General features: G+C 69.1%; 22 protein-coding genes and 1 riboswitch. Of the genes, 6 read left to right on the top strand and 16 right to left on the bottom strand.

The features are described from left to right. Positions 1 to 77 precede the first annotated feature (77 nt). A complete protein-coding gene (locus J7E96_RS00865) occupies positions 78 to 1328 on the top strand; it encodes a glycosyltransferase family 87 protein (RefSeq protein WP_215126345.1) in 1251 nt (416 codons plus the stop codon). Positions 1329 to 1371: 43 nt separating this feature from the next. Here J7E96_RS00865 and J7E96_RS00870 read toward each other — a convergent pair whose 3' ends face one another. The 5 genes from J7E96_RS00870 to J7E96_RS00890 all read right to left on the bottom strand — a co-directional run bounded on the left by J7E96_RS00870 (position 1372) and on the right by J7E96_RS00890 (position 6939). Then, on the bottom strand, positions 1372 to 2535 hold the full coding sequence (locus J7E96_RS00870) for a hypothetical protein (RefSeq protein WP_251069229.1): 1164 nt from the start codon (positions 2533 to 2535) through the stop codon (positions 1372 to 1374). 104 nt (positions 2536 to 2639) lie between these two features. Next, the gene (locus J7E96_RS00875) at positions 2640 to 3710 is read right to left on the bottom strand and encodes an NlpC/P60 family protein (RefSeq protein WP_215126349.1); all 1071 of its coding nucleotides are present in this window, start codon (positions 3708 to 3710) and stop codon (positions 2640 to 2642) included. A gap of 254 nt (positions 3711 to 3964) precedes the next feature. Next, positions 3965 to 4993, bottom strand: coding sequence for an NlpC/P60 family protein (locus J7E96_RS00880; RefSeq protein WP_215126351.1), 1029 nt, complete (start codon positions 4991 to 4993; stop codon positions 3965 to 3967). A gap of 308 nt (positions 4994 to 5301) precedes the next feature. Then, entirely contained in the window at positions 5302 to 6660 is a 1359-nt protein-coding gene (locus J7E96_RS00885) for an NYN domain-containing protein (protein WP_374196626.1), read from the bottom strand. A 36-nt stretch (positions 6661 to 6696) separates the two neighbouring features. Then, positions 6697 to 6939 (bottom strand): hypothetical protein, encoded by a 243-nt coding sequence (locus J7E96_RS00890; protein ID WP_028811405.1) that lies wholly within the window; start codon positions 6937 to 6939, stop codon positions 6697 to 6699. Between the two features lie 140 nt (positions 6940 to 7079). Here J7E96_RS00890 and J7E96_RS00895 point away from each other — a divergent pair, with 140 nt between their 5' ends. Both J7E96_RS00895 and J7E96_RS00900 read left to right on the top strand, forming a co-directional pair. Next, a complete protein-coding gene (locus J7E96_RS00895) occupies positions 7080 to 7793 on the top strand; it encodes a rhomboid family intramembrane serine protease (RefSeq protein WP_215126353.1) in 714 nt (237 codons plus the stop codon). Further along, positions 7790 to 8071, top strand: coding sequence for an Lrp/AsnC family transcriptional regulator (locus J7E96_RS00900; protein ID WP_065488891.1), 282 nt, complete (start codon positions 7790 to 7792; stop codon positions 8069 to 8071). The genes J7E96_RS00895 and J7E96_RS00900 overlap by 4 nt, the downstream gene beginning before the upstream one ends. Positions 8072 to 8125: 54 nt before the next feature. Here the strand turns inward: J7E96_RS00900 and J7E96_RS00905 are convergent, their stop codons facing one another. From J7E96_RS00905 to J7E96_RS00930, 6 genes are all read right to left on the bottom strand, one after another. Beyond that, entirely contained in the window at positions 8126 to 9487 is a 1362-nt protein-coding gene (locus J7E96_RS00905; protein WP_215126355.1) for an aminotransferase class V-fold PLP-dependent enzyme, read from the bottom strand. A gap of 178 nt (positions 9488 to 9665) precedes the next feature. Continuing rightward, a riboswitch (SAM riboswitch) is annotated at positions 9666 to 9782 on the bottom strand. A gap of 85 nt (positions 9783 to 9867) precedes the next feature. Then, complete coding sequence (trpD, locus tag J7E96_RS00910; RefSeq protein ID WP_215126357.1) at positions 9868 to 10932, bottom strand: anthranilate phosphoribosyltransferase; 1065 nt, start codon at positions 10930 to 10932, stop codon at positions 9868 to 9870. A gap of 127 nt (positions 10933 to 11059) precedes the next feature. After that, positions 11060 to 12688 carry a cytochrome bc complex cytochrome b subunit gene (locus J7E96_RS00915; protein WP_215126359.1) on the bottom strand — a complete coding sequence of 543 codons (1629 nt, stop codon included), beginning with the start codon at positions 12686 to 12688 and terminating at the stop codon, positions 11060 to 11062. Further along, a complete protein-coding gene (locus tag J7E96_RS00920) occupies positions 12685 to 13737 on the bottom strand; it encodes a ubiquinol-cytochrome c reductase iron-sulfur subunit (RefSeq protein WP_215126361.1) in 1053 nt (350 codons plus the stop codon). Before J7E96_RS00920 ends, J7E96_RS00915 begins: the two co-directional genes overlap by 4 nt. Continuing rightward, positions 13734 to 14543, bottom strand: coding sequence for a c-type cytochrome (locus tag J7E96_RS00925; protein ID WP_215126363.1), 810 nt, complete (start codon positions 14541 to 14543; stop codon positions 13734 to 13736). The genes J7E96_RS00920 and J7E96_RS00925 overlap by 4 nt, the downstream gene beginning before the upstream one ends. Before the next feature lie 68 nt (positions 14544 to 14611). Further along, positions 14612 to 15232, bottom strand: coding sequence for a heme-copper oxidase subunit III (locus J7E96_RS00930; protein WP_214977517.1), 621 nt, complete (start codon positions 15230 to 15232; stop codon positions 14612 to 14614). A 217-nt stretch (positions 15233 to 15449) separates the two neighbouring features. On the opposite strand from J7E96_RS00930, the gene J7E96_RS00935 reads away from it, so the two are divergent. Continuing rightward, entirely contained in the window at positions 15450 to 15845 is a 396-nt protein-coding gene (locus tag J7E96_RS00935; protein WP_215126365.1) for a hypothetical protein, read from the top strand. Between the two features lie 183 nt (positions 15846 to 16028). On the opposite strand, the gene J7E96_RS00940 is transcribed toward J7E96_RS00935, so the two are convergent. The 4 genes from J7E96_RS00940 to coxB all read right to left on the bottom strand — a co-directional run bounded on the left by J7E96_RS00940 (position 16029) and on the right by coxB (position 20500). Continuing rightward, entirely contained in the window at positions 16029 to 17288 is a 1260-nt protein-coding gene (locus J7E96_RS00940) for an Ig-like domain-containing protein (RefSeq protein ID WP_215126367.1), read from the bottom strand. A gap of 112 nt (positions 17289 to 17400) precedes the next feature. Then, a complete protein-coding gene (locus J7E96_RS00945) occupies positions 17401 to 17799 on the bottom strand; it encodes a cytochrome c oxidase subunit 4 (RefSeq protein ID WP_215126369.1) in 399 nt (132 codons plus the stop codon). Further along, positions 17796 to 19535 (bottom strand): cytochrome c oxidase subunit I, encoded by a 1740-nt coding sequence (ctaD, locus tag J7E96_RS00950; RefSeq protein WP_215126371.1) that lies wholly within the window; start codon positions 19533 to 19535, stop codon positions 17796 to 17798. The genes J7E96_RS00945 and ctaD overlap by 4 nt, the downstream gene beginning before the upstream one ends. Then, positions 19532 to 20500, bottom strand: a complete 969-nt coding sequence (gene coxB, locus J7E96_RS00955; RefSeq protein ID WP_215126372.1) for a cytochrome c oxidase subunit II — start codon at positions 20498 to 20500, stop codon at positions 19532 to 19534. The genes ctaD and coxB overlap by 4 nt, the downstream gene beginning before the upstream one ends. A 252-nt stretch (positions 20501 to 20752) precedes the next feature. Between coxB and J7E96_RS00960 the strand changes: the two genes are divergently transcribed. Next, positions 20753 to 22132: a cysteine desulfurase/sulfurtransferase TusA family protein gene (locus J7E96_RS00960; RefSeq protein WP_215126374.1), complete on the top strand. Its 1380-nt coding sequence runs from the start codon at positions 20753 to 20755 to the stop codon at positions 22130 to 22132. An 85-nt stretch (positions 22133 to 22217) separates the two neighbouring features. On the opposite strand, the gene J7E96_RS00965 is transcribed toward J7E96_RS00960, so the two are convergent. Next, entirely contained in the window at positions 22218 to 23192 is a 975-nt protein-coding gene (locus tag J7E96_RS00965; protein ID WP_215126376.1) for a carbohydrate kinase family protein, read from the bottom strand. 179 nt (positions 23193 to 23371) lie between these two features. Between J7E96_RS00965 and J7E96_RS00970 the strand changes: the two genes are divergently transcribed. Beyond that, positions 23372 to 23584 (top strand): hypothetical protein, encoded by a 213-nt coding sequence (locus J7E96_RS00970; RefSeq protein WP_215126378.1) that lies wholly within the window; start codon positions 23372 to 23374, stop codon positions 23582 to 23584. Positions 23585 to 23624 lie beyond the last annotated feature (40 nt).

Consider the following 23624-nt stretch of genomic DNA (forward strand, 5'->3'; position numbering starts at 1 on the left):
GGCCCAGCTCCTTGGCTCGCACAGCCGGGCCCTGCATCATGTCTCCGGCGGCAATACGGGAAACATATGAGGTGGTCATGACGGGCACAGGCAGCGCAAAGCCCATCGCGGTGTGGGTGCTCACCAGAAGCTTGCTGCTGCTGTGTGTCTTCAAGGTGATCAAGGTGCCGGGCCCGGACGTCACCAGTGACGTTTCGGTGATCTATCAGGGCTGGTACGAGGTCCTGCGGACCGGCACCTTCCCGCTGGACGACATCACCTGGCAGTACCCGCCCGCGGCCGCGCTGGCCATCCTCTCCCCCGCCGTGCTGCCGTTCCTCGGCTACGCGACGGCCTTCTTCGTACTGGCGTGCCTGGCGGACGCCCTGGTCACCGGCCTGCTGCTGTACGCCGGGCAACGCCCCGGAAAGCGGCTCGCGGGCGCGTGGGTGTGGGTGGCCGGTGTGCCGCTGCTCGGCCCGACGGCGTATGCCAGATACGACGTGATGGTCACCGCGGTAGCCGTCGCCGCGCTGCTGGCGGGGGCGCGTCATCCGCGCGTCATGGGGGCGCTCGCGGGCTTCGGAGCGCTCCTGAAGGTGTGGCCCGTTCTCGTGCTCGTCGGCACGGTACGGGGGCGCGGGACCCGAGCCGCGTGGACGGCGGCGGCAGTGGCCGGGGCCGGCCTGGTGGTGCTGTTCTGCGCCACGATGCCGGGCGCGCTCGCCTTCCTCACCTTCCAGCGCGACCGGGGCACGGAGGTCGAGTCGCTCGGCGCGCTCGTCTTCCATGTCGCCCGGCACTTCGGCTGGGAGGGCGAGGTGCTGCTGAACTACGGCTCGGTGGAGTTCCTCGGCCCGTACGTCCCGATGGTCAGCACGGCCGCGATGGGGCTGACGGCCGTCGCCTTCGGCTGGCTGCTGCTGTGGCGGCTGCGGGCGGAGCGGTTCCGGGCGTCGACGCCGTGCGACGCGGCCTTCGCCGCCGTCCTGCTGTTCACGACGACCAGCCGGGTGATCAGCCCGCAGTATCTGCTGTGGCTGGTCGGCCTGGCCGCCGCCTGCCTGGTCTTCCGGGGCAGCCGGATGGACCGGCCCGCGCGGCTGGTCCTGGCGGCGACGGCGGTCACCCTGCTGGAGTTCCCGGTGTGGTTCTCGCACGTCGTGACGAGCGACCCGCTCGGCCTGCTGCTGCTCGTGGTGCGCAATGGGCTGCTGGTGGCCGCGACGCTGATGGCCTGCCGGCAGCTGTGGCAGGACACGGTGCCCGGCCCGCGCGACCCCGATGCGAACCCACTCCCGGCGCAGCGTGGCGAAGCCGCGGAGAAGCCGAAGCAACTGGCGTCGTAGGGGCGCGGCCCGGATCGCCTGCGGCGGGCAGGGAAAAAGAAGCTCACGCCAGACGCTGGCGTACGTACTCGCGCCACCGCACCGTGAAATCCTCCGGCGTCGTGCCGAGCACCTCGCGCATCGCCTGCTCCACCGTGCCCCCGCCCACCGCACGGTAGAACGCCCGCAACCGCTCCTCCCCCCACTCCTCCGCGATCAGCGCACACGCCAGCCACCCGCCCTCGTACGCCCGCCCCAACGCGCCCGCGTCCCCTCCGAAGCCGAAGTCCTCGTCGGACGGCAGCGCTGCGGGCAAGTCACCCGCCCGTACGGCCCGTTCGAGCTCAGGCGCGGCCTGCGCAGCCGTGCGTCCCGTCCCCCGGTACGCCGCCCAGTCGGCGAAGCCCTCCGAGAGCCACAGCGGCGTGGCGGCCGAGGTGTGGGAGCGGGTGGCGACGTGCGTGGACTCGTGGGTGAGGACGACCTGCCGGCCGAATTCCCCCAGCACCGCGTACGCCTCCGGATTGACGACCACCCGGTCAGCCGGCGCCGCACCCGAACGGCCCCCGCCCGCCTCCCCCGTAGTGACGGCCGCGATGCCCCGGTACCCGGCCGCCGGAGAACCGAGCAGCGAGCCCATGCCGTCGAGCGACGTCGGCACCAGGATCACCAGCCGCCGCGCCCACCGGCCCGGCCAGGCCCGGTCCACCGCCGGCACCGCACGGTCGGCGGCGTCCGCTATGGCGCGCAGCCGCTTCTCGTCCTGGCCGGCGCCGAGGACCAGGCTGTGTGCGCCGCGTACGACCGTGACCCTGCCCTGCTCCCAGAGCTGACGCCCACCGCTCCGCTCCGGGCGCTCGGCGGCGACGTACCAGCGCCCGCCGCGTCGCGTCAGGTCCAGCCGCTCGGCGGCCTTCACGGGGGCCTCGTCGTACCCCTCGAACCGGTACCGCAGCTCGACCCGCGCGGTGGCGCGCCCCGTGCCCGTACGGTCGAGGCCGGTCAGCCGGTACTCCCAGGAGCGCAGCGGCACCTGCGCGAGGTTCGCGAACTCCGCGCGCTCGGCCGCCCGCAGTCGCGCCGCCGCCGGGTCGAGTTCCGCCAGGTACGCCGCCTCGTCGCGGTCGACGACGGCGGCCGCCCTGCGGTCCAGCGTCCGCTGGATGTCCCGGGCAGCGGTGTCCGCCGGCTTGCCGGGCGTCGTGCACGCCGAAGCGGACGCGGACATCAATAGCAGCGCGGCGAGACCGGGTCCCGCCCACCGCTTCCACCGAGTCCAGCGCCGCCGGCCTGCCACCCCGCCGATCGTACGGGCAAAGCGGCAGGCGCGGCTCAGACGCGGGTCACCGACGAGACCGGCATCATGCCGACCGGGTCGTAGCGCACCGGGGCGCCGGGATAGGGCGCGTGCACCACCTGGCCGTTGCCCACGTACATCCCGATGTGGCTCGCGTCGTCGCGGTACGCCACGAGGTCCCCGGGCTGCGCCTGGTCGAGGGGGACCTGCCGTCCGGCGTACCGCTGCGCCTGCGAGGTGCGCGGCAGGGAGACGCCCGCCTGCGCGTACGACCACTGGGTGAGGCCCGAACAGTCGAAGCCCGAAGGGCCGTTCGCGCCCCAGATGTACGGTTTGCCCACGGCCTGCTGCGCCGCCAGCACGGCGGCCGCGGCCCGCCCGGAGGCGGGTGCGCCGCCCGGCATGGGCGGCGGCGTGTCGCCGCGGTCGCCGGAACGCGAGGACCGGTCGTCGTACTCCTCGCGCTCCTCCTTCGGCAGTGAGTTGAGCAGCCGCCGCGCCGCGGCGAGCTTGGCCTCCACGGTGCGCTTGTGGCGGGCGACGGCGGCCCGGCTGCGCTCCAGCTCGCCGAGCTTGGCGGAGGCCTCGGCGCGCTGTCGGCCCAGCTTGCGCTGCGCGTCCCTGAGTTGACTCAGGGCGCTCACCTGGCGGGCGCCGATGCGGTCGAGCGCCGCGGCCTTGGAGAGGTAGCTGTCGGGGTTCTCGGACAGCAGCAGGGCGAGGGCCGGATCCAGGCCGCCCGCCCGGTACTGGGCGCCCGCGACCGCACCGAGTGCGCCCCGCATGCGGTTGATGCGCTCCTGGCCTCGCGCGACCATGTCCTGGGCCCGGCCGACCTGTTCGCGCAGCTGGTCCGCGAGCTCGTCGGCCTTGTTGAACCGCTCGGTCGCCTGCTCGGCCTGCTCGAAGAGCCGGTCGACCCGCGCCTGGGTGGTCGCGGCGGTGGCCGAGGTGGCCGAGGTGGCCGAGGTGGCCGAGGTGTCATGGGGATCCGCGCTCGCCGGGGACGTGAGGAGCGCTGCCGCCGTCGCCGCGGCCGCGGACAGGACTGTGGCCCGGGCGCTCTGCGTGAGGCCGGACTGTGAGGGACGCCGGTGGGTCGCCACAGGAAGCCGCACTCCTTCCACTGCGTGCAGCCCCCTGCCGCCCGGGCGGGCGGACCAATGGACCGGGGAGCTGCGCGAGCAGACAGTAGCGGTGCGATCACACGGCGGCCAAAGATCTCAATGGGCGCGGACCGGGCGCAAACAGCGGCGCCCCGCCGGAGAAGCAGGTCACCGGCGGGGCGGACAGTCAGCGGGAGTTGCCGGAATTCGCCCGAATGGGCGGTGTCGGCAACGGCCGTTGTGACTGGCGTTTGTCAGACACGCACGCCGAACTGGAAGGTGCCCATGTAGTCCATCGACTCGTAGCGCACCACGGTGCCCGGCTTCGGCGCGTGCAGGATCTGGTTGTTGCCGGCGTAGAAGCCGACGTGCGCCAGGTTGTTGAAGAACACCATGTCACCCGGCTGGAGCTGGCTCTTGCTGTACAGCTTCTGGCCGTCGTTGTGCTGGGTGAACGTGGTCCGGGATATGGAGACACCGGCCTGGGCGAACGCCCACTGGGTCAGCCCGGAGCAGTCGTACGCGTTGGGCCCGGTCGCGCCGGAGATGTACGGCTTGCCGATCTGGGTGGCCGCGGCGTTCAGCGCGGCGGCGCCCCGGCCGGAGGCCGGCTTCTCGTTGCCGAGGTTCACGCGCTCGCTGGCCGCGCGGCTGGCGCGCTGCTCCTTCTCCCGCAGCTCTTCGCGCTCGGCGGCGGTGAGCGTGTTCAGGAGCCGCTGCGCCTCGGCGAGCTTGCCCTGGAACTTCTTCTTCTTCTCGCCCAGTTCCTGGCGTACGTCTTCGAGGTCGTCGAGCTTGTCCGTCGCCTCGGCCCGCTGCTGCGCGAGGGTGCGCTGCTTCGCCTGGATCTTCTGGAGCGACTCGGCCTGCTTGGCGCTCAACTGGTCGATCGCGCCGGCCTTGTCGAGGTAGCTGTCCGGGTCGGCGGAGAGGAAAAGCTGCACGGAGGGGTCGATGCCGCCGGAGCGGTACTGCGCGCTGGCCACCGAACCGAGCTCGCCGCGCAGGTCGTTGAGGTCCTCCTGGCCGCGGGCGACCTTGTCCTGGAGGTTGTCGACCTCTTCCTTGAGCTTGTCCTGCCGCTCCTTGGACAGGTTGTACTTCTCCGTCGCGGCTTCGGCCTCGTGGTAGAGCTTGTCGACCTTGGCCTTGACCTCGCTCTTGGTCGGCTTGGGGTCGGCCTGAGCGGTCTGGGACGTGAGAGCGACAGCTGCGGCTGCGGTCGCGGTGAGCACAGTCACACGAGTGCGGCTCGGCTGCTTGGGACGACGGTGGGACGCCACGAAGGCGAGCTCCTTCTTCCTCGAGCCGCCTACCGGGGTCGGGGACGTGATCCCCGGCTCCACGATTCGGTTCCCCCGCGGAAATTGGACCGAATTGAGTGGACTCGGCGGTACCTTCGCTGACACCCCGGATGGGTGATCAACCGTTCGAAGGTTCGAGGGCAGACCTTAGTGACCTTCTTGTGATCAGTTCAAATCCTCAGGTGTAAAAACTCACCCAGTGGTCACAATCTTTACTTACACCACACGCGTAGTAACGGCCACTTGACAGCGCGTTTCCCTAATTCGGGCATTACGCCGAGAAGTCACTAGACGCGCGAAAGCCTCTTCAGCAACAAGGCGGACGCGACGGGCCTCGCGCCCGATCTGGCGACCCCGTCGGCCACTTCGCGGTCCGTGGACACCACCACGACGGGCCGCCCCGGCGGTTCCGCCCGTACGAGCTGCCTGATGAGCTCGTCTGCGGTCACCCCCGGCTTGCTGAACAGCACCCGCACTCCGCGCGGCGGCGCGAGCAGCACCGGCGCCACCAGTTCCGCGCCGTCGAAGACGCACGTCACCTCGGCGCCCGTCTGCGCCGCGAGCATCGACAGGCCGCCGAGGAGCCGCAGCCGCTGCTTGTCGAGCGGCATCTGCGGATAGCCCGTCTTGGTGACGTTGTAGCCGTCCACGACGAGATGACACTGCGGCAGTTCGAGGAGCTGGTCGAGCAGCGCGGGGTCGGTCTCGGAGAGCGCCCTGGCCGCGATGTCCTTGGGGGTCATACGGCCCGGCTCGACGGCGTCCACCGTGTCGGCGGGATGCACGGAGGCGGGCGGCAGGGCCAGCTCGCGGCGCAGCCCCTGAGCGGCCTCCAGCACCGTGTCGAGCAGCAGCCGCACCCGCATGTCCTCGATGCTGCGGCCCTCGCGCACCGCCCTGCGGCTGGCCTCGACGGACGCCTCCGCCTCGCCGAGACGGGCCCGCAGCCGCCGCGACTCGCTCTCGGCGGCCGCGACCCGCGCGGCGGCGTCGGACTTGAGCGCCTCGGTCTCGGCGTTCGTACGCCGCAGGGCAGCCTCGCCGCGCTTCACATCACTCAGCGCGCTGCGCAGTTTCCGGCTGAGTACGTCGGCTTCCTTGCGGGCGGCCTCCAGCTCCGTGCGGAGCCGTTCCGTCTCGCTCTTCGTGTGCTCGCGCGCGTGCGCGAGCTCCTCGCGCAGCTGCTCCAGCTCGCGCTGGGCGGCCTCGTCGGCGCGCTCGGCGTCCGCCCGCAGCGCCTCTTCGCCCGCGGCGGCCACCAGCTTGACCCAGCCGGCGGGGCGCAGCACGTACGCGGCGGCGGCCACATCGACCGGGTCGGCGGCGGCGGGCGGCGAGCCGGACTCCAGCGCGCGCGAGAGCTCCGGCTGCGCCTCGCGCAGCTTCTCGCCGATGCGCTGGCGGAACAGCGGGTCGCCCTCCAGGGCCGCCGCCATCGCGTTGCCCGCGAACTTGGCGCGCCGGGTCGGGGTAAAACGGGCGTACTGCCTCAGCTGGGACGGAAGTTCGGCGACGGTGAGCCCGCCGAACGCGTCCGAGACCAGTGCGACGACCTTGTGCCGTACGCCTTCGGGCAGCGGGCGGTCGAGCACCTCGGCGGCGTCCCCGGCCGGTCCGGCCGGTTCAGCGCCGCTTGCATGCTCCACAATCCGTCACCCCACTACCCTTTCGGGCCGGTCCGCTCAGGAGCCGGCGCCCGGCCTGTCCACCAGTTCGATCTGGTCCACCGCGTTGCACCAGCGGCAGCGCACGGACTCGATGGTCTCACTGACCACCTCGCGTTCTTCGACCTTCGACTCTCCGGCCAGGTCGAGGTGGACGTACTCGATCACCTTCGACGAGCGGGTCACATCGAAACGCGTGAGATTGCCGCACAGGGCGCAGCGCCACCGGGTCTCGGCAGTCGGCAGGGGAACCGTGGTCATCGTGCGTCCTCTTTCGTCGTGCCTACTGCCCGTAACCCTACGGCCTCACAGGTACCCCCTGCGGCGGACCGTCCACGGTGCGGGACGGGGCCCGGCGAGGCGGTCTGTCCCGGCCGCTCCCGTTACGGGATGATTCGGGCATGATCAATGGGCGGGAAGCGGCGCGGGGACCCGTGGTGACGTACGGCGCGATCGGTCTGTGCTGCCTGATCTTCGTCATCGGCCCCCTCTCCGGGCTCAATGCGGTCTACGGCACCGGTGACTTCCTCCTCGCCGCGCAGAGCGGATATTTCGAGCGCTGGGGCGTCATCCCGAGCGAACTGCTGAGCGGCGCCCCCGGCGCGCTCCTCACCCCGCTCACCGCCCTGTTCGTCCACGGCAGCTGGCTGCACCTGCTGGGCAACATGCTCTTCCTGTTCGTCTTCGGGGTGATGGCCGAGGAACGGATGGGCCGCGTCCAGTTCGCCCTCTTCTACGTGGGCTGCGGCTACCTGGCCCTCGTCGTGTACGCCGTCGCCCATGCCGGCTCGGACCAGACGCTGGTGGGGGCTTCGGGAGCGATCTCGGCGGTGCTCGGCGCCTTCCTCTTCCTCTTTCCCCGGGCGCGCGTCACGAGTCTGTTTCCCTTCCTCCTCTTCCTGCCGCTGCGCTTCCCCGCCTGGATCGTGCTGATCTTCTGGTTCGTCCTGCAGTGGCTGGCGGCGCGGAGCGCGGGGTCGGGGCCGGGAGTGGCCTATCTGGCCCACGTGGCGGGGTTCTGCGCGGGCTTCCTCTACGCCTGGGGGCGTAGTCGGCGTACGACTAGAGTGAGGACTTCAGCGCCGCCGGCCACCGAGGGAGAAAGCCAACCGTGATCACCGCGATCGTGCTCATCAAGACCAGCGTGGACCGGATCCCCGAGATCGCCGAGTCGATCGCCGCGCTGGACAGCGTCAGCGAAGTCTTCTCGGTCACCGGTACGTACGACCTGATCGCCATGGTCCGCGTCGCCAGGCACGACGACCTGGCGGACGTCATCCCCGGCCGGATCAGCAAGATCCCGGGCGTCGAGGGCACGGACACGCATGTCGCGTTCCGTACGTACTCGCAGCACGACCTGGAAGCGGCCTTCGCGATCGGCCTCGACGCGTAACGCGCCTCCGGGCGACCGCGTCTTCGGCCCCCGCGAGGGCGCGGGCAGGACGACTCACACTGCCGGGACGCAACGGCCTTCCTCGGTACGGTAGTTCCACTTCGCGCCGTCCTTGACGAGCTCCTTCACCGCGCCCACGAACCGCTCGACGTGCTCGTCGGGCGTCCCGGCGCCGAAGCTCACGCGGATCGCGTTCAGCGAACGCTCGCCCGGCTCGGCCTCCGGCGCGCCGCACTCGCCCGGGTCCTGCGGGTCGCTGCCGAGCAGTGTGCGGACCAGCGGGTGGGCGCAGAACAGACCGTCCCGTACGCCGATTCCGTACTCGGCGGAGAGCGCGGCGGCGAAGTGCGAGCTGTTCCAGCCGTCGACGACGAACGAGATGACTCCGACGCGCGGTGCGTCGTCACCGAAGAGGGAGAGCACCCTCACCGCGTCGACCTCGGCCAGGCCCTCCAGCACCTTCGTCACCAGCTGCTGCTCGCGCTCGACCAGCGAGTCGAAGCCCGCCTCCGTCAGCGCCTTGCAGGCGGAGGCGATCGAGTACACGCCGATGACGTTGGGCGAACCGGCCTCGTGGCGGGCGGCCGTGGTGTGCCACTCGACGTCCACGCCGCCGTCGGCGCGGCGGGCGACCTTGCGGGAGGCGCCGCCGCCCGCGAGGTACGGCTCGGCGCTCTGCAGCCAGTCGGCGCGGCCCGCGAGCACCCCGGAGCCGAACGGCGCGTACAGCTTGTGTCCGGAGAATGCCACCCAGTCGACGTCCAACTCCGCGATGTCCAGGGGGTGGTGGGGCGCGAGCTGCGCGGCGTCGAGCACGATCCGGGCGCCGTGCGCGTGGGCCGCGGCGGCGAGCTCCTTGACCGGCCACAGCTCACCGGTGACGTTCGACGCGCCGGTGACGCACACCAGAGCCGGGCCGTAGGGGTCACGGTCGGCCAGGGCGCGCTCCAGGGTCTCGACGGCCTGGGCCGGAGTGCGGGGCGCGTTCAGGAAGTTGACCTGCGCGTGGCGCCAGGGCAGCAGCGAGGCGTGGTGCTCAGTCTCGAAGACGAACACCTGGCAGTCGGCGGGCAGGGCCGCCGCCAGCAGGTTGAGCGAGTCGGTCGTGGAGCGGGTGAAGACCACCTGGTCGCTCTCGCGGCAGCCGAGGAATTCGGCGACGGTGGCGCGGCTGTTCTCGAAGAGGTCCGTCGACAGCTGCGAGAGGTACCCGGCGCCGCGGTGCACGCTGCCGTAGTACGGGGCGTACGCCGCGACGTCGTCCCACACGCGCTGGAGGGCCGGGGCGCTGGCCGCGTAGTCGAGAGCGGCGTAGGTGACCTCGCCACCCGTCACGAGCGGCACGAGGACATCTCGCCCGAGAACGGGCAGAGGCTGACAAACGGTCTGGTCGGCGGCAGCGGTGGAGACAGACATGGCGAACTCCCGAAGAAGGCAGGCGAATTCCCCGCGCCGGCGGATACGCGACAGATACGCGGCAGCGCAGCGCTGGAGAAGAAAAGAAAAGGGGTGTGCGAAGAAGGGGCGAAAGGCCCTATCGCATTCGCTTGCTCACAAGAGGCTCCCTGAGAACCAGGACCCCAAGTCTTCGAGGGGTCCGCGCTTGCCGTAGACCTTTCTGTCTACGACCTGGTCTTCACCCGGGGCACCCCGCCACGGACGGAGGGTTGCCGGACAGCAAGCCGGGGCCAAAACGCTGTCACTCATGACCTGCCAAGCATCTTGCCACACGATCAAGAAGACGCAAGGCGTAGTCCAGAATTCGGACTACGCCTTGCGTCACACACCATCCGCACTCAGCTGTTGCTGGCAGCCACCCAGCGCTCCAGCGCCGCCCGCGCCGCCCCCGAGTCGATCGCCTCGGCCGCCTTGGCGATCCCCGCCGCGAGCTGCTCGTTCAGGGACGCGTCCGTCGGGTCGAGCGCGACCAGCGCCGCCGCCGTGTTGAGCAGGACCGCGTCCCGCACCGGTCCGGTCTCGCCCGCCAGCAGCCGCCTCGCGACGTCCGCGTTGTACGACGCGTCCGCGCCGCGCAGCGCCTCGACGGGCACCATCTCCAGGCCCACGTCGCGCGGGTCGAAGGCCTGCTCCGTGACCACCCCGTTCCGTACGATCCACACCCGCGAGGTCGCGGTCGTGGTCAGCTCGTCGAGGCCGTCGTCGCCCCGGAAGACGAGCGCGGAATTCCCCCGTTCGGCGAGAACACCCGCCACGATGGGGGCCATCCGGGCGTCCGCGACACCGACCGCCTGCGCCTTCACCCGCGCCGGGTTGGTCAGCGGGCCGAGGATGTTGAACGTCGTCTGCGCGCCCAGCTCCTTGCGTGCCTTCGCGGCGTACCGCAGGGCGGGGTGGAACTTCACCGCGAAGCAGAAGGTGATGCCCGCTTCCTCCGCGACCTCGGCGACGCGCCGCGGCGTCAGCTCCAGGTTGACGCCGAGCTTCTCCAGGACGTCCGAGGCTCCGCTCGCGGACGAGGCGGCCCGGTTGCCGTGCTTGACGACCTTGGCGCCGGTTCCGGCCACGACGATCGCGGACATGGTGGAGATGTTGACGGTCTTGGCGAGGTCGCCGCCCGTACCGACGATGTCGACCGTACGGCCGGGCACCTCGATGGTGTTGGCGTGCGCGTACATCGCCCGTACGAGACCGGTGACCTCGTCGACCGTCTCCCCCTTGGCGCGCAGCGCGACCGCGAAACCCGCGATCTGGGCATCCGTCGCCTCGCCGCTCATGATGCGGTCCATGGCCCAGGCGGTGTCGTCCGCGGAGAGATTCTCGCCGCGCAGCAGGGGGTTCAGCACACCTGGCCAGGAGCCGGCCGCCACGCTGTCGCCGCCAACCGGGGTCACAACGTTCATGGTCCGCTCCAGGGTCCACAGCCAGTAAGGATGCCTCCTACCCTATCCAGCCGGGCGGACAGCGAAGAGCCCCGTCCGACGATTGGACGGGGCTCCCGCTGTGGCGACCTGTGGGTCAGGTCAGAGATCAGTGGTGGCCGTGGCCGCTGGTGATCTCCTGGTACTCCTCGGCGGTCGGCTTGGGGATCTGGTTCCCCTCGCCGTAGTAACCCTTGCTGAGCTTGGCCCGCAGCTTCTGGCCGCGCGTCACCTTGCGCCTGACACCGTTCTCGTCGACCTCCGGGCCGATCTCGGCCGGTGCGTACTGCTCGTGCGCCGTGAGGCCGTGCATCTGCGCCTGGCTGATCGGCTCGTGGACCTCGACGAACTCACCGTGCGGCAGACGCTTGATGATGCCGGTCTCGCGTCCGTGCAGCACCTTGTCCCTGTCGCGGCGCTGAAGGCCGAGGCAGATCCGCCTGGTGATGATGAACGCGAGGACCGGTCCCACGAAGTAGGAGATCCGCACGAACCAGGTGATCGAGTTGATCGAAAGGTGGAAGTGCGTGGCGAAGATGTCGTTGCCACCACCCAGCAGCATGATCATGTAGCCGGTGATCCAGGCGACGCCGAGACCGGTCCTGGTCGGCGCGTTGCGCGGCCGGTCCAGGATGTGGTGCTCGCGCTTGTCGCCGGTGATCCAGGACTCGATGAACGGGTAGACCGCGATCGCACCGAGAACCAGACCGAAGACGACCAGCGGGATGAACACGCCCAGGGCGAGCGTGTGGCCCCACAGGTTGATCTCCCAGCCGGGCATGACACGGATCAGGCCTTCGGCGAAGCCCATGTACCAGTCGGGCTGGGCGCCGGTGGACACCTGGTCCGGGCGGTACGGGCCGAGCGCCCAGACCGGGTTGATCGTGAACAGTGCCGAGATGGCCGCGATGACACCGAAGACCAGGAAGAAGAAGCCTCCGGCCTTGGCCATGTAGACCGGCAGCAGCGGCATGCCGACGACGTTCTTGTTCGTACGGCCGGGACCCGCGAACTGCGTGTGCTTGTGGTAGAAGACCAGGATCAGGTGCGCCACCACGAGGCCGAGCATGATGCCCGGCAGCAGCAGGATGTGGATGGAGTAGAACCTGGCCACCATCTCGTGGCCGGGGAACTCCCCGCCGAACAGGAAGAACGAGATGTACGTGCCGACGACGGGCGTCGCGAGGATCGCGCCCTGCGTGAAGCGGACACCGGTGCCGGAGAGCAGGTCGTCCGGGAGCGAGTAGCCGGTGAAACCGGTGAACATGCCCAGGACGAACAGCAGGAAGCCGAACAGCCAGTTGATCTCACGCGGCTTGCGGAACGCGCCCGTGAAGAACACGCGCATCATGTGCACGAACATGCCCGCGATGAAGATCAGCGCGGCCCAGTGGTGGATCTGCCGGATGAGCAGACCACCTCGGACGTCGAAGCTGATCTCCAGGGTCGACGCGTAGGCCTCCGTCATGCGGATGCCCTGCATCGGCACGTACGAGCCGTGGTACACGATCTCGTTCATGCTCGGGTGGAAGAACAGCGTCAGGTACACACCCGTGAGGATGATGATGATGAAGCTGTACAGGCAGATCTCACCCAGCATGAAGGACCAGTGGTCCGGGAAGATCTTGCGCATGTTGGCCTTGGCGAGGCTGTAGATACCCAGCCGGCCGTCGGCCCAGTCAGCTACCCGCTCACCCGCGGGTGCCTCTTTGCGCTTGTCGTCGCTCACGGTGCTCATCCGCGCTCCCAGAAACTAGGACCGACGGGCTCTTCGAAGTCGCTGAGCGCTTCGAGGAAACCTTCGTCATTCACACCGATCCGCAGCTGCGGGAGGGCGTGACCGGCCGGGCCGAAGATGACGCGGGCACCGTCGGAGAGGTCGAAAGTGGACTGGTGGCACGGGCAGAGCACGTGATGCGTCTGCTGCTCGTACAGGCTGATCGGGCAGCCGACGTGGGTGCAGATCTTCGAGAACGCCACGATGCCCTGGTGGGACCAGTCGAGTTCGCGCTTGTCCTTGATGTCCGCCGGCTGAAGCCGGACGATCATCAGGGCCGCCTTGGCGATCTCGTTGTTGAACTCGTGGTTGTCCTCCTCCAGGCCTTCCGGCTTGGCGAAGGTCAGCGAACCGACCGCGACGTCCTCGGGACGCAGCGGCTCGTTCGTGTTCATGTTGATGAGCTGCTTGCCCGCGCCCCACAGCGTGTGGCGCAGCTTGTCCTCGGGCAGCGGGCCCAGGTCGCGCAGCAGCACCACACCGGAGAGCGGCACCATGGCCAGCGCGCCGAACATCGTGGTGCGGATCAGCTTGCGGCGGCCGATCACGGACTCCTCGGCGCCTGCCTTGAAGTCGGCCATGACCTTGGCCTTGACCTCGGGCTCGGCCGCGATGGGGTGACGCTCGTCGGCGACCTCGTGGTCGGACATCAGGGTGCGGGCCCAGTGGACCGCGCCCGCGCCGATGCAGAAGAGCGCGAGACCGAGCGTCAGGCCCAGCGACAGGTTCAGCGCGCTTACGTGCCCGAGCGGCCAGACGTACACGATCTGGTCGACGGGGAACGCCACGAAGGAGGCGATGAAGCCGATCGTGGACAGCATGGACAGCGTGAACAGCAGGGCGACCGTGCGCTCGGAGCGCTTGGCGGCCCGCTCGTCGATGTCCTGGATACGCGGCTTGTGGGGCGGCAGCCCCGGGTCCGCGAACGGGTCTTCCGCCACGGCTACCGCGCCGTGCGCGGTGTCCTGCTCACTGGGCAGGTTCTTCTCTGGAATCTCTTGGCTACTCATGACTTCTTGGCCTTAGCGGTGTGGGCCGCGACCCAGACGGCGATAGCGATCAGCGAACCGAGACCGAAGATCCAGCCGAAGAGGCCCTCGCTGACGGGGCCGAGGCCACCGAGCGCGAAGCCGCCGGGCGTCTCCGTCTCCTCGCCGTTCACGGTCTTGACGTACGCGATGATGTCCTTCTTCTGCTGCTCCGGCAGCGTCGTGTCGGGGAAGGACGGCATGTTCTGCGGGCCGGTCTGCATGGCCTCGTAGAGGTGCTTCGGGCTCACGTCTTCAAGGCTCGGGGCGTACTTGCCGTTCGTCAGGGCACCGCCCTCGCCCGTGAAGTTGTGGCACTGGGCGCAGTTGGTACGGAACAGGTCGCCACCCTTGGCGATGTCCGCACCCTCGGGGCTGTACTGCTTCTCGGTCGGCGTGATCGGGCCGGCGCCGAGAGAAGCGACGTACGCGGCGAGCTGGTCGATCTCGGCCTGCGAGTAGATCTTCTTCTTCTCCGGCACCTGGGCGCCGGGCTGCTGGGCCGGCATACGTCCGGTGCCGACCTGGAAGTCCACTGCGGCAGAGCCGACGCCTACCAGGGACGGGCCGTCGGAGCTGCCCTGACCGCCGGTGCCGTGGCAGCTGGAGCAGCCGACGGCGTAGAGCTTCTTGCCCTCCTCGATGGCGAGGGACTGGGCGGTTTCATCGGCCTGGGCCTTGCCCGCGGGCGCGAACGCGGCGTACAGCCCCCCGGTGGCCGCCAGCGCGAGGAGTAGTACGACGACCGCCGCCAGCGGATGGCGTCGTCGTGCGGAGAGCTTTTTCACGGATTACCCCGGTGTCAGGATCTTCTGCGTCGATGGGTGCTGGATGTGGGCCGGGTTACGGACCCGACCTACTTGATCATGTAGATCGTGGCGAAGAGGCCGATCCAGACGACATCGACGAAGTGCCAGTAGTAGGACACGACGATGGCGGCGGTTGCCTGCTCGTGGGTGAATCTCTTGGCCGCGTAGGTGCGGCCGAGGACCAGCAGGAAGGCGATGAGTCCGCCCGTCACATGCAGTCCGTGGAAGCCGGTCGTCAGGTAGAACACCGAGCCGTACGGGTCGGACGAGAGCGAGAGGCCCGCGTCCTTCACCAGCTCGGTGTACTCGAGGACCTGGCCTCCGATGAAGATCGCACCCATCACGAACGTAAGGATGAACCACGCCCGGAGCTTCTTCACGTCCCCGCGCTCGGCGGCGAAGACGCCGAGCTGGCAGGTGAGGGAGGAGAGCACCAGGATGGTGGTGTTCGTCGCCGAGAACGGGAAGTTCAGGTGTTCTGCCTGCTGCTTCCAGAACTCGGGACCCGTCACCGATCGCAGGGTGAAGTACATCGCGAAGAGGGCCGCGAAGAACATCAGCTCGGAACTCAACCAGATGATGGTTCCGACGCTGGTGAGGTTCGGTCGATTGACCGACGGGTGCGCGAGCCCTTTGTCTACTGTCGTTGCTGTCGCCACGACCGACATTATGTCGGTCGCTTATCCCGCCCTCACTCCCGGGGGTGCCATTCGGTGTGTTCATGCTCTGAGAAGGCGCTGTGACCTGAGCCGAACGGCCCATCGGGAGTACCGTCGAAGGCAGATACGAACCCCTGCTGACTGGCTGTCGGACGGAGTAGCATCCGCGCATCGGTTCCTGATCCAACACCGAGCCTTCGAGGGCTTTCAGATGCATGGAGGAACAATGACCGCCACGGTCCTGGTCTACAGCGACAACGCGAACACCCGCGAACAGGTGCGGCTGGCGGCGGGTCGCAGGCCCGCCGCGGACGTCCCGCCGGTCGAGTTCTTCGAGTGCGCCACGCTGCCGGCCGTCCTCAAGGCGCTGGACAAGGGCGGTATCGACGTCTGCGTCCTGGACGGCGAGGCGGTGCCCGCGGGCGGCATGGGCGTATGCCGGCAGATCAAGGACGAGATCTTCAACTGCCCGCCCGTGCTGCTGCTGATCGGGCGCCCGCAGGACTCCTGGCTCGCCACCTGGAGCCGCGCCGAGAGGGCTGTGACCCTTCCGGTCGACCCCGTGGAGTTCGCGGACGCACTGGCCGCTCTGCTGCGCGGCAGGCTCGCCGTCGAGGCGTGACACCCGCGCGAGGGCCTGTCCGGCGGATCAGGGTCGGAAAGGCCGCGGCGTCTGGTGCGGTGCATCGCAAGGCGCCGGAGCGTCCTAATGGCGGAGCCATTCGGGCGGTTCGGCAACGCGGCGAGGTGCCGTGCCAGGCGTCGCGGCCCCGGCCATGATCCGCCGGACAGGCCCTGGGCCCCGTCAGACCTCCGGCCGCAGCCTGGCCGCGTCGACGGGGCTCGCGCCTTCCCCGATACCGGCCAGCACGGCGCTGCCCTTGCGCCACTTGTCCCAGGGCACGTTCCAGTCGCCGAAGCCGTTGCCGAACGGGTCCATCATGTTCCCGGCGCTGTTGACGACCTGGACGATGTCGCCCTCGCGGACGGTTTTGAAGAACCACTCGGCGTTGCTCGTGCTCATGCCCGTGCAGCCGTGGCTGACGTTGGCCGACCCCTGGGAGCCGACCGACCAGGGCGCGGCATGGACGTACTCACCGCTCCAGGTGACCCGCGTCGCGAAGTAGACGGGCAGGTCGTACGAGTCCGCTGTGCCCTCCGCGATGCCGACGGTCGTACCGCGCATCCGTACGAAGTGCTCCTTGCCCAGTACGACCTTGACGCCGTTGCGCGTGGAAAAGCCGGGCTTGCCCGTGGTCACCGGAATGGTGTTGATCACCTTGCCGTTGCGCTTGACCGTCATCTGGTGCGAGCCGGCGTCCGTGATGGCCTCCAGCCGGTCCCCGGTGGTGAGCCGCAACGGCTTCGCGGGGCCGCCGTAGAGCCTGTCGGCAACCTTGATGCCTTCGAGGGTGCTGCGCACCGTGATGGTGGCGTTGGCCGGCCAGTACTCCTTCGGGCGGAAGTGCAGTTTCTTGTCGTCCACCCAGTGCCAGGACCCCTGCACCGTGGGCTGGGAGCGTACCTTCAGGGCGCGCTCGACGACCGCTCTGGCCGGGTCGCCCTTGACGGGGGCGCTGAGTTCGGCGGTGATGGGCTGGCCGACGCCGTACTTGCCGGCCTTGGGGCCGAAGGTGACCTGCAGGCGCTTCCTCGGGGGGACGGACGTCTCGAAGGCGAGGGTGCGCGCACCGGGCGCGCCGTCCTCGTCCTCGGTGGCGACCTTGACCGTGTAGCGCGCTCCTGCCGCCAGTGGGGCGGTGCTGTGCCAGCGGGTGCCGTCGGCGGAGAGTTCGCCCGCCAGATAGCGCCCTGTGGCGTCGGAGGCCGTCACATCCGTGATCCGGCTGTCGCTGTTCCTGGCGGTGATCTCCAGGGGCTTCTCGGGATCGACCTTGGCCGTGCCGGTGTCCGTATTGAAGGAGACCTGGTCCGCGGCGTCGTACGGCGCCGCGGAGAGCGGATGTCCCCTGCCGGCTCCGCTGCACGCCGTCCCGGCCGCCGCGAGGGACGCGATCAGCAAGGAGCAGCTCAGAACCGTCCGGGGTCGAAGTGCGTGGGTCATGATCACACATTAGGAATATTTCACGCGTACGGCGCGCCGGGAGAAGCCAAACGAGGGACCCGCCCACCTGACGTACAGGTGGGCGGGTCCCTCGGGCGTGTTGCGAGTGCTTCTACTGGTTCTGGCTCTCACCGCGGTAGTACTCGAAGACCCAGCCGAAGAGGCCGATCAGGATCAGCGGCAGCGAGAAGAACAGCAGCCACCAGCCGAGGGCGACGCCCAGAAAGGCGAACGCGCCACCGACGGCCAGCGAGAGCGGCTGCCAGCTGTGCGGCGAGAAGAAGCCGACATCGCCGGCCTCGTCCGCCACGTCGGCCTCCTTGTTGTCCTGAGCCATGGCGTCCACACGCTTGGCCGTGAAGGCCAGGTAGTAGCCGATCATGATGCTCAGGCCGAAGGCCAGGAAGAGCGCCGTGGTTCCGGCGGGCTCCTTCGACCACAAGCCATAGACAATCGCCATGGCGAGGATGAAGACGCTCAGCCAGATGAACATCTTGCCCTGGATCTTCACTTGCCGGCCTCCTTGCCGCCGAGCAGCGCGGTGTCCTTGTGGCCGACGTTCTCGAGCTGGTCGAGAGCGGCGATCTCAGGGTGGTGCAGGTCGAATGCCGGGGATTCGGAACGGATCCGCGGCAGCGTGAGGAAGTTGTGCCGCGGGGGCGGGCAGGAAGTCGCCCACTCCAGCGAACGGCCGTAACCCCACGGGTCGTCGACCTCGATCTGCTTGCCGTACTTCGCGGTCTTCCAGACGTTGTAGAAGAACGGAAGCAGCGACAGGCCCAGCACGAACGAGGCGATCGTCGAGATCGTGTTCAGCAGGGTGAAACCGTCGGCCGCGAGGTAGTCGGCGTAACGACGGGGCATGCCCTCGGCGCCGAGCCAGTGCTGCACCAGGAACGTGCCGTGGAAGCCCACGAACAGCGTCCAGAAGGTCATCTTGCCGAGGCGCTCGTCCAGCATCTTGCCGGTGAACTTCGGCCACCAGAAGTGGAATCCGGCGAACATCGCGAAGACCACCGTGCCGAAGACGACGTAGTGGAAGTGCGCGACGACGAAGTACGAGTCGGAGACGTGGAAGTCCATCGGGGGCGAAGCCAGGATGACACCGGTCAGGCCACCGAAGGCGAAGGTGATCAGGAAGCCGACCGTCCAGAGCATCGGTGTCTCGAAGGACAACGAGCCCTTCCACATGGTGCCGATCCAGTTGAAGAACTTCACACCGGTCGGTACCGCGATAAGGAAGGTCATGAACGAGAAGAACGGCAGTAGCACGCCGCCCGTGACGTACATGTGGTGCGCCCACACCGTGACCGAAAGGCCCGCGATCGCGATCGTCGCGCCGATCAGGCCGATGTAACCGAACATCGGCTTGCGGCTGAAGACCGGGATGATCTCGGAGACGATTCCGAAGAACGGCAGCGCGATGATGTAGACCTCGGGATGCCCGAAGAACCAGAACAGGTGCTGCCACAGAAGCGATCCGCCGTTGGCCGCGTCGAAGATGTGCGCACCGAATTTACGGTCCGCCTCCAGCGCGAAGAGCGCGGCAGCCAGCACCGGGAAGGCGAGCAGGACCAGGACACCGGTCAGCAGCACGTTCCAGGTGAAGATCGGCATGCGGAACATCGTCATGCCGGGTGCGCGCATGCAGATGATCGTGGTGATGAAGTTGACCGAACCGAGGATCGTGCCGAAGCCCGAGAAGGCCAGACCCATGATCCACATGTCGGCGCCGACGCCCGGCGAACGGACCGCGTCCGACAGCGGGGCGTAGGCGAACCAGCCGAAGTCGGCCGCACCCTGCGGGGTGAGGAAGCCGGCCACCGCGATGAGCGAGCCGAAGAGGTACAGCCAGTACGCGAACATGTTCAGCCGCGGGAACGCCACATCGGGCGCGCCGATCTGCAGCGGCATGATCCAGTTCGCGAATCCGGCGAACAGCGGCGTCGCGAACATCAGCAGCATGATCGTGCCGTGCATCGTGAACGCCTGGTTGAACTGCTCGTTCGACATGATCTGCGTGCCGGGACGGGCGAGTTCGGCGCGCATGAAGAGCGCCATTACGCCGCCGACGCAGAAGAAAATGAACGACGTGATCAGGTAGAGCGAGCCGATGGTCTTGTGGTCAGTGGTGGTCAGCCACTTGATGACGACATTTCCCGGCTGCTTGCGCCGTACCGGCAGTTCGTTCTCGTAGTACGAGCCGTCTGCCGCCGCGGCACCCTTGGGTTGATTGAGGATGCTCACAGTTTGTTCGTCTCCGCATTCCTGGCCGGGTCGGTCTGCTCGATACCGGACGGGATGTAGCCGGTCTGGCCCTTCTCCGCCAGCTCCTTGAGGTGCTGCTGGTAACGCTCCGGGGAGACGACCTTCACGTTGAAGAGCATCCGGGAGTGGTCGACACCGCAGAGCTCGGCACACTTGCCCTTGAAGGTGCCCTCACGCGTGGGGGTCACCTCGAAGACGTTGGTGTGGCCGGGGATGACGTCCTGCTTCATCAGGAACGGCACCACCCAGAAGGAGTGGATGACGTCACGCGAAGTCAGGACAAAGCGAACCTTCTCGCCCTTCGGCAGCCACAGGGTCGGACCCGGGTTGCCGTTCTGCGGGTTCCGCTCGCCCGGAGTACCGACCGCGTAGACGCCTTCGGCGCCTGCGGGGAACTGCTTGGTGTACATGTCCGGGATGGCGTTGAGCTCCTTGGGGGGCTTCACGCCCGTGGCGGCGTCGCCGTCCACGTTCTCCACGTAGTTGAATCCCCAGCTCCACTGGAAGCCGACCACGTTGACGGTGTGGGCCGGCTTGTCCGAGAGCGCGAGGAGCTTCGACTCGTCGCGCGCGGTGAAGTAGAAGAGGACCGAGACGATGATGAGCGGAACCACGGTGTACAGCGCCTCGATGGGCATGTTGTACCGGGTCTGCGGAGGTACTTCGATCTTGGTGCGGCTACGCCGGTGGAAGATGACGCTCCACAGGATCAGACCCCATACCAGGACGCCCGTGATGAGCGCTGCCGCCCACGAGCCCTGCCAGAGGGAGAGAATCCTGGGAGCCTCTTCGGTGACCGGGGTAGGCATCCCGAGGCGGGGGAAGTCTTCCCATGTGTACGAGCAACCAGAGGCGGTCGCCAGGACCACGCCCGCGGTCAGCACCTGGAGCAGCTTCCGCCGCATCGGGCGCCGCGACGAGCGGTCGGAGCCGTTGGGACTCACGTAGCGCCTTCCCGAGAGTCTCGCCCGCGCGGTTGGTTGCGGCCGTCTCGCTGGTCGGTCGCCGGCCCTGACGCGGGCAGGGGTTTGGATGTTTATGCGGACCAAACCCTACTGGACGCTATTTGGGGTCGCGCGGGGAGGGTGCCCAACGCGCCGCACCCCTCCCCGAAGGGATGGCTTATCAGTGGAATCCCGGCCTCCGCCCCCTATCTGACCGGCCATCCGACGGGGCCGGGGAGTTAGCGTGGCGTTGTGCCCTACTTCGACGCCGCCTCCTCAGCCCCGCTGCACCCCGTCGCCCGGCAGGCCCTGCTGGCCGCGCTCGACGAGGGATGGGCCGACCCTTCCCGTCTCTACCGCGAGGGGCGGCGCGCCAGGATGCTGCTCGACGCGGCGAGGGAGGCGGCGGCGGAAGCGGTGGGCTGCCGACCCGACGAGCTGGTATTCACCTCTTCCGGCACCCGCGCGGTGCACACCGGGATCGCCGGCGCACTGGCCGCCCGCCGACGTGTCGGCCGCCACCTGGTCGTCTCCGCCGTGGAGCACTCCTCGGTGCTTCACTCGGCCGCCGAGCACGAGGCGGCGGGCGGTACGACGACCGAGGTCCCGGTGGACCGAGCGGGCCGGGTGGACCCGGCGGCGTACGCCCAAGCCCTTCGCGCCGACACCGCGCTGGCCTGCCTGCAGTCGGCCAACCACGAGGTCGGCACCGAGCAGCCGGTGGCCGAAATCGCACAGGAGTGCCGGGCGGTGGGTGTGCCGCTGCTGGTGGACGCGGCGCAGTCGCTGGCGTGGGGACCGGTGGAGGGCGACTGGTCGCTACTCACGGCGAGTGCGCACAAATGGGGCGGACCGGCGGGGGTCGGGCTGCTGGTCGTACGCAAGGGCGTGCGGTTCGCGGCACAAGGGCCCGCCGACGAGCGGGAGTCCGGGCGGGCGGCCGGCTTCGAGAACCTGCCCGCGATCGTGGCGGCGGCCGCGTCGTTGCGGGCCGTACGGGCGGAGGCGGCCGCCGAGGCGGTGCGGCTGCGGGCACTGGTGGACCGGATCCGCGCGCGGGTGCCGGAGCTCGTACCGGATGTGGAGGTGGTCGGCGATCCGGTGCGGCGGCTGCCGCACGTGGTCACCTTCTCGTGTCTGTACGTCGACGGGGAGACGCTGCTGCACGAGCTGGACCTGGCCGGTTTCTCCGTATCGTCCGGTTCGTCGTGCACGAGCAGCACGCTCACTCCGAGCCATGTGCTGCGGGCGATGGGGGTACTGACGGAGGGCAACGTCCGGATTTCACTCCCGCCGGGGACTGCGCCGCAGGACGTGGACCGCTTCCTGGAGGTGCTGCCGGGGGCGGTGGCGGGGGTGCGGGAGCGGCTGGGGGCGCCGGTCGAGTCTTCGGGGCCGGCCGAGGCGGAGTCGCTGGTCGTGGACTCGCTCGGCAAGCGGTGTCCGATCCCGGTGATCGAGCTGGCGAAGGTGATCGGCGATGTGCCGGTCGGGGGGACGGTGACTGTCCTGTCGGACGACGAGGCGGCTCGGCTGGACATTCCGGCGTGGTGCGGGATGCGGGGGCAGGAGTACATGGGCGAGCGCCCGGCGGAGCGGGGCGCGGCGTACGTGGTGCGGCGCGTGAGCTGACGGGTGCCGGCCGCCGGACGGGCTCCTATGGAGCCCGTCCGGCGATTGAGGAGCGGGGTCTGGGGCAGCGGCCCGGCCCCAGGGGTCACGCCAGGTGCGCGTGGACCTCTTGCGCCGCCGCGTGGCCGTACGCCTTCGTGAAGCGGTCCATGAAATTGGCGCGGCGCAGCGTGTACTCCTGCGTGCCCAGCGTCTCGATCACCAGCGTCGCCAGCATGCACCCGACCTGCGCGGCGCGCTCAAGGCCGACGCCCCAGGCGAGCCCGGACAGGAACCCGGCACGGAACGCGTCGCCGACGCCGGTCGGGTCGACCTTGCCGTCCTCCTCGGGGCAGCCGACGACCACCGGCTCGTCCCCGACGCGCTCGATGCGCACACCCCGCGAGCCAAGGGTGGTGACGCGGTGGCCGACCTTGCCGAGGATCTGCTCGTCCGTCCAGCCGGTCTTGGACTCGATGAGCCCCTTCTCGTACTCGTTGGAGAAGAGGTACGTCGCACCGTCGAGCAGCGTGCGGATGTCGTCCCCCGTCATGCGGGCGATCTGCTGCGAGAAGTCCGCCGCGAACGGGATGGACCGGGTCTTGCACTCCTCCGTATGACGCAGCATCGCCTCGGGGTCGTCCGCGCCGATCAGGACGAGGTCCAGGCCGCCCACGCGCTCGGCGACCGCCTGGAGCTCGATCTGGCGGGCCTCGCTCATCGCGCCCGTATAGAAGGAGCCGATCTGGTTGTGGTCGGCGTCGGTGGTGCACACGAAGCGGGCGGTGTGCAGCACCTCGGAGATGCGCACCGAGCCGGTGTCCACTCCGTGCCGGTCGAGCCACGCGCGGTACTCGTCGAAGTCCGAGCCGGCCGCGCCGACCAGGATCGGCGCCGTGCCGAGCTGGCCCATGCCGAAGCAGATGTTGGCGCCGACACCACCCCGGCGTACGTCGAGGTTGTCGACCAGGAAGGAGAGCGAAACCGTGTGCAGCTGGTCCGCGACCAGCTGGTCGGCGAAGCGGCCGGGGAAGGTCATGAGGTGGTCGGTGGCGATGGAGCCGGTGACTGCGATACGCACGACGAGGACGCTCCTGTGAAGGGGTGGCGTTGACAGTTCACGTTACCTGGTCGTAGCCCTCTCGCACTAAGCGGCAAAACTACCCAATAGTAGGGCTTTTTTACGGACGTGCCTGCTGCCTACGGTGCCAGCATCAGGTCCGCAGCGTGGCGGACCCCAGAGCTACGGGAGCATCCCGCATGCAGAAGCACAGCGTTACGTCGTCCGCCCGCGCCGCCGAGCAGGACGGCGGCCTGGAGGAACTGCGCGGGGACTGCGCAAGGATGGTCCCGCACTGGGCCGTGCCCGCGACGGCCGCTTCCGCGCCCGTGCCGGCCTCGCTCATCCACGGCATCACCGTGCCGCCCGCGTCGGCGCGCCTGGTGGGCGGCATGTCCGAATACGGGGGCTGATCCCGGACCCCGAGGCGCACGAGGGGAGTACGCGGGGAGT

The sequence above is a fragment of the Streptomyces sp. ISL-96 genome (genome assembly GCF_018614035.1).
Lineage (GTDB): Bacteria > Actinomycetota > Actinomycetes > Streptomycetales > Streptomycetaceae > Streptomyces.

Excerpts from the sequence above, each read along its gene's own strand:
- J7E96_RS00865 (WP_215126345.1), top strand. The coding sequence starts at position 78 with ATGACGGGCACAGGCAGCGCAAAGCCCATCGCGGTGTGGGTGCTCACC.
- J7E96_RS00870 (WP_251069229.1), bottom strand. The coding sequence starts at position 2,535 with ATGTCCGCGTCCGCTTCGGCGTGCACGACGCCCGGCAAGCCGGCGGAC.
- J7E96_RS00890 (WP_028811405.1), bottom strand. The coding sequence starts at position 6,939 with ATGACCACGGTTCCCCTGCCGACTGCCGAGACCCGGTGGCGCTGCGCC.
- J7E96_RS00895 (WP_215126353.1), top strand. The coding sequence starts at position 7,080 with ATGATCAATGGGCGGGAAGCGGCGCGGGGACCCGTGGTGACGTACGGC.
- J7E96_RS00905 (WP_215126355.1), bottom strand. The coding sequence starts at position 9,487 with ATGTCTGTCTCCACCGCTGCCGCCGACCAGACCGTTTGTCAGCCTCTG.
- trpD (WP_215126357.1), bottom strand. The coding sequence starts at position 10,932 with ATGAACGTTGTGACCCCGGTTGGCGGCGACAGCGTGGCGGCCGGCTCC.
- J7E96_RS00915 (WP_215126359.1), bottom strand. The coding sequence starts at position 12,688 with ATGAGCACCGTGAGCGACGACAAGCGCAAAGAGGCACCCGCGGGTGAG.
- J7E96_RS00920 (WP_215126361.1), bottom strand. The coding sequence starts at position 13,737 with ATGAGTAGCCAAGAGATTCCAGAGAAGAACCTGCCCAGTGAGCAGGAC.
- J7E96_RS00930 (WP_214977517.1), bottom strand. The coding sequence starts at position 15,232 with ATGTCGGTCGTGGCGACAGCAACGACAGTAGACAAAGGGCTCGCGCAC.
- J7E96_RS00935 (WP_215126365.1), top strand. The coding sequence starts at position 15,450 with ATGACCGCCACGGTCCTGGTCTACAGCGACAACGCGAACACCCGCGAA.
- J7E96_RS00940 (WP_215126367.1), bottom strand. The coding sequence starts at position 17,288 with ATGACCCACGCACTTCGACCCCGGACGGTTCTGAGCTGCTCCTTGCTG.
- J7E96_RS00970 (WP_215126378.1), top strand. The coding sequence starts at position 23,372 with ATGCAGAAGCACAGCGTTACGTCGTCCGCCCGCGCCGCCGAGCAGGAC.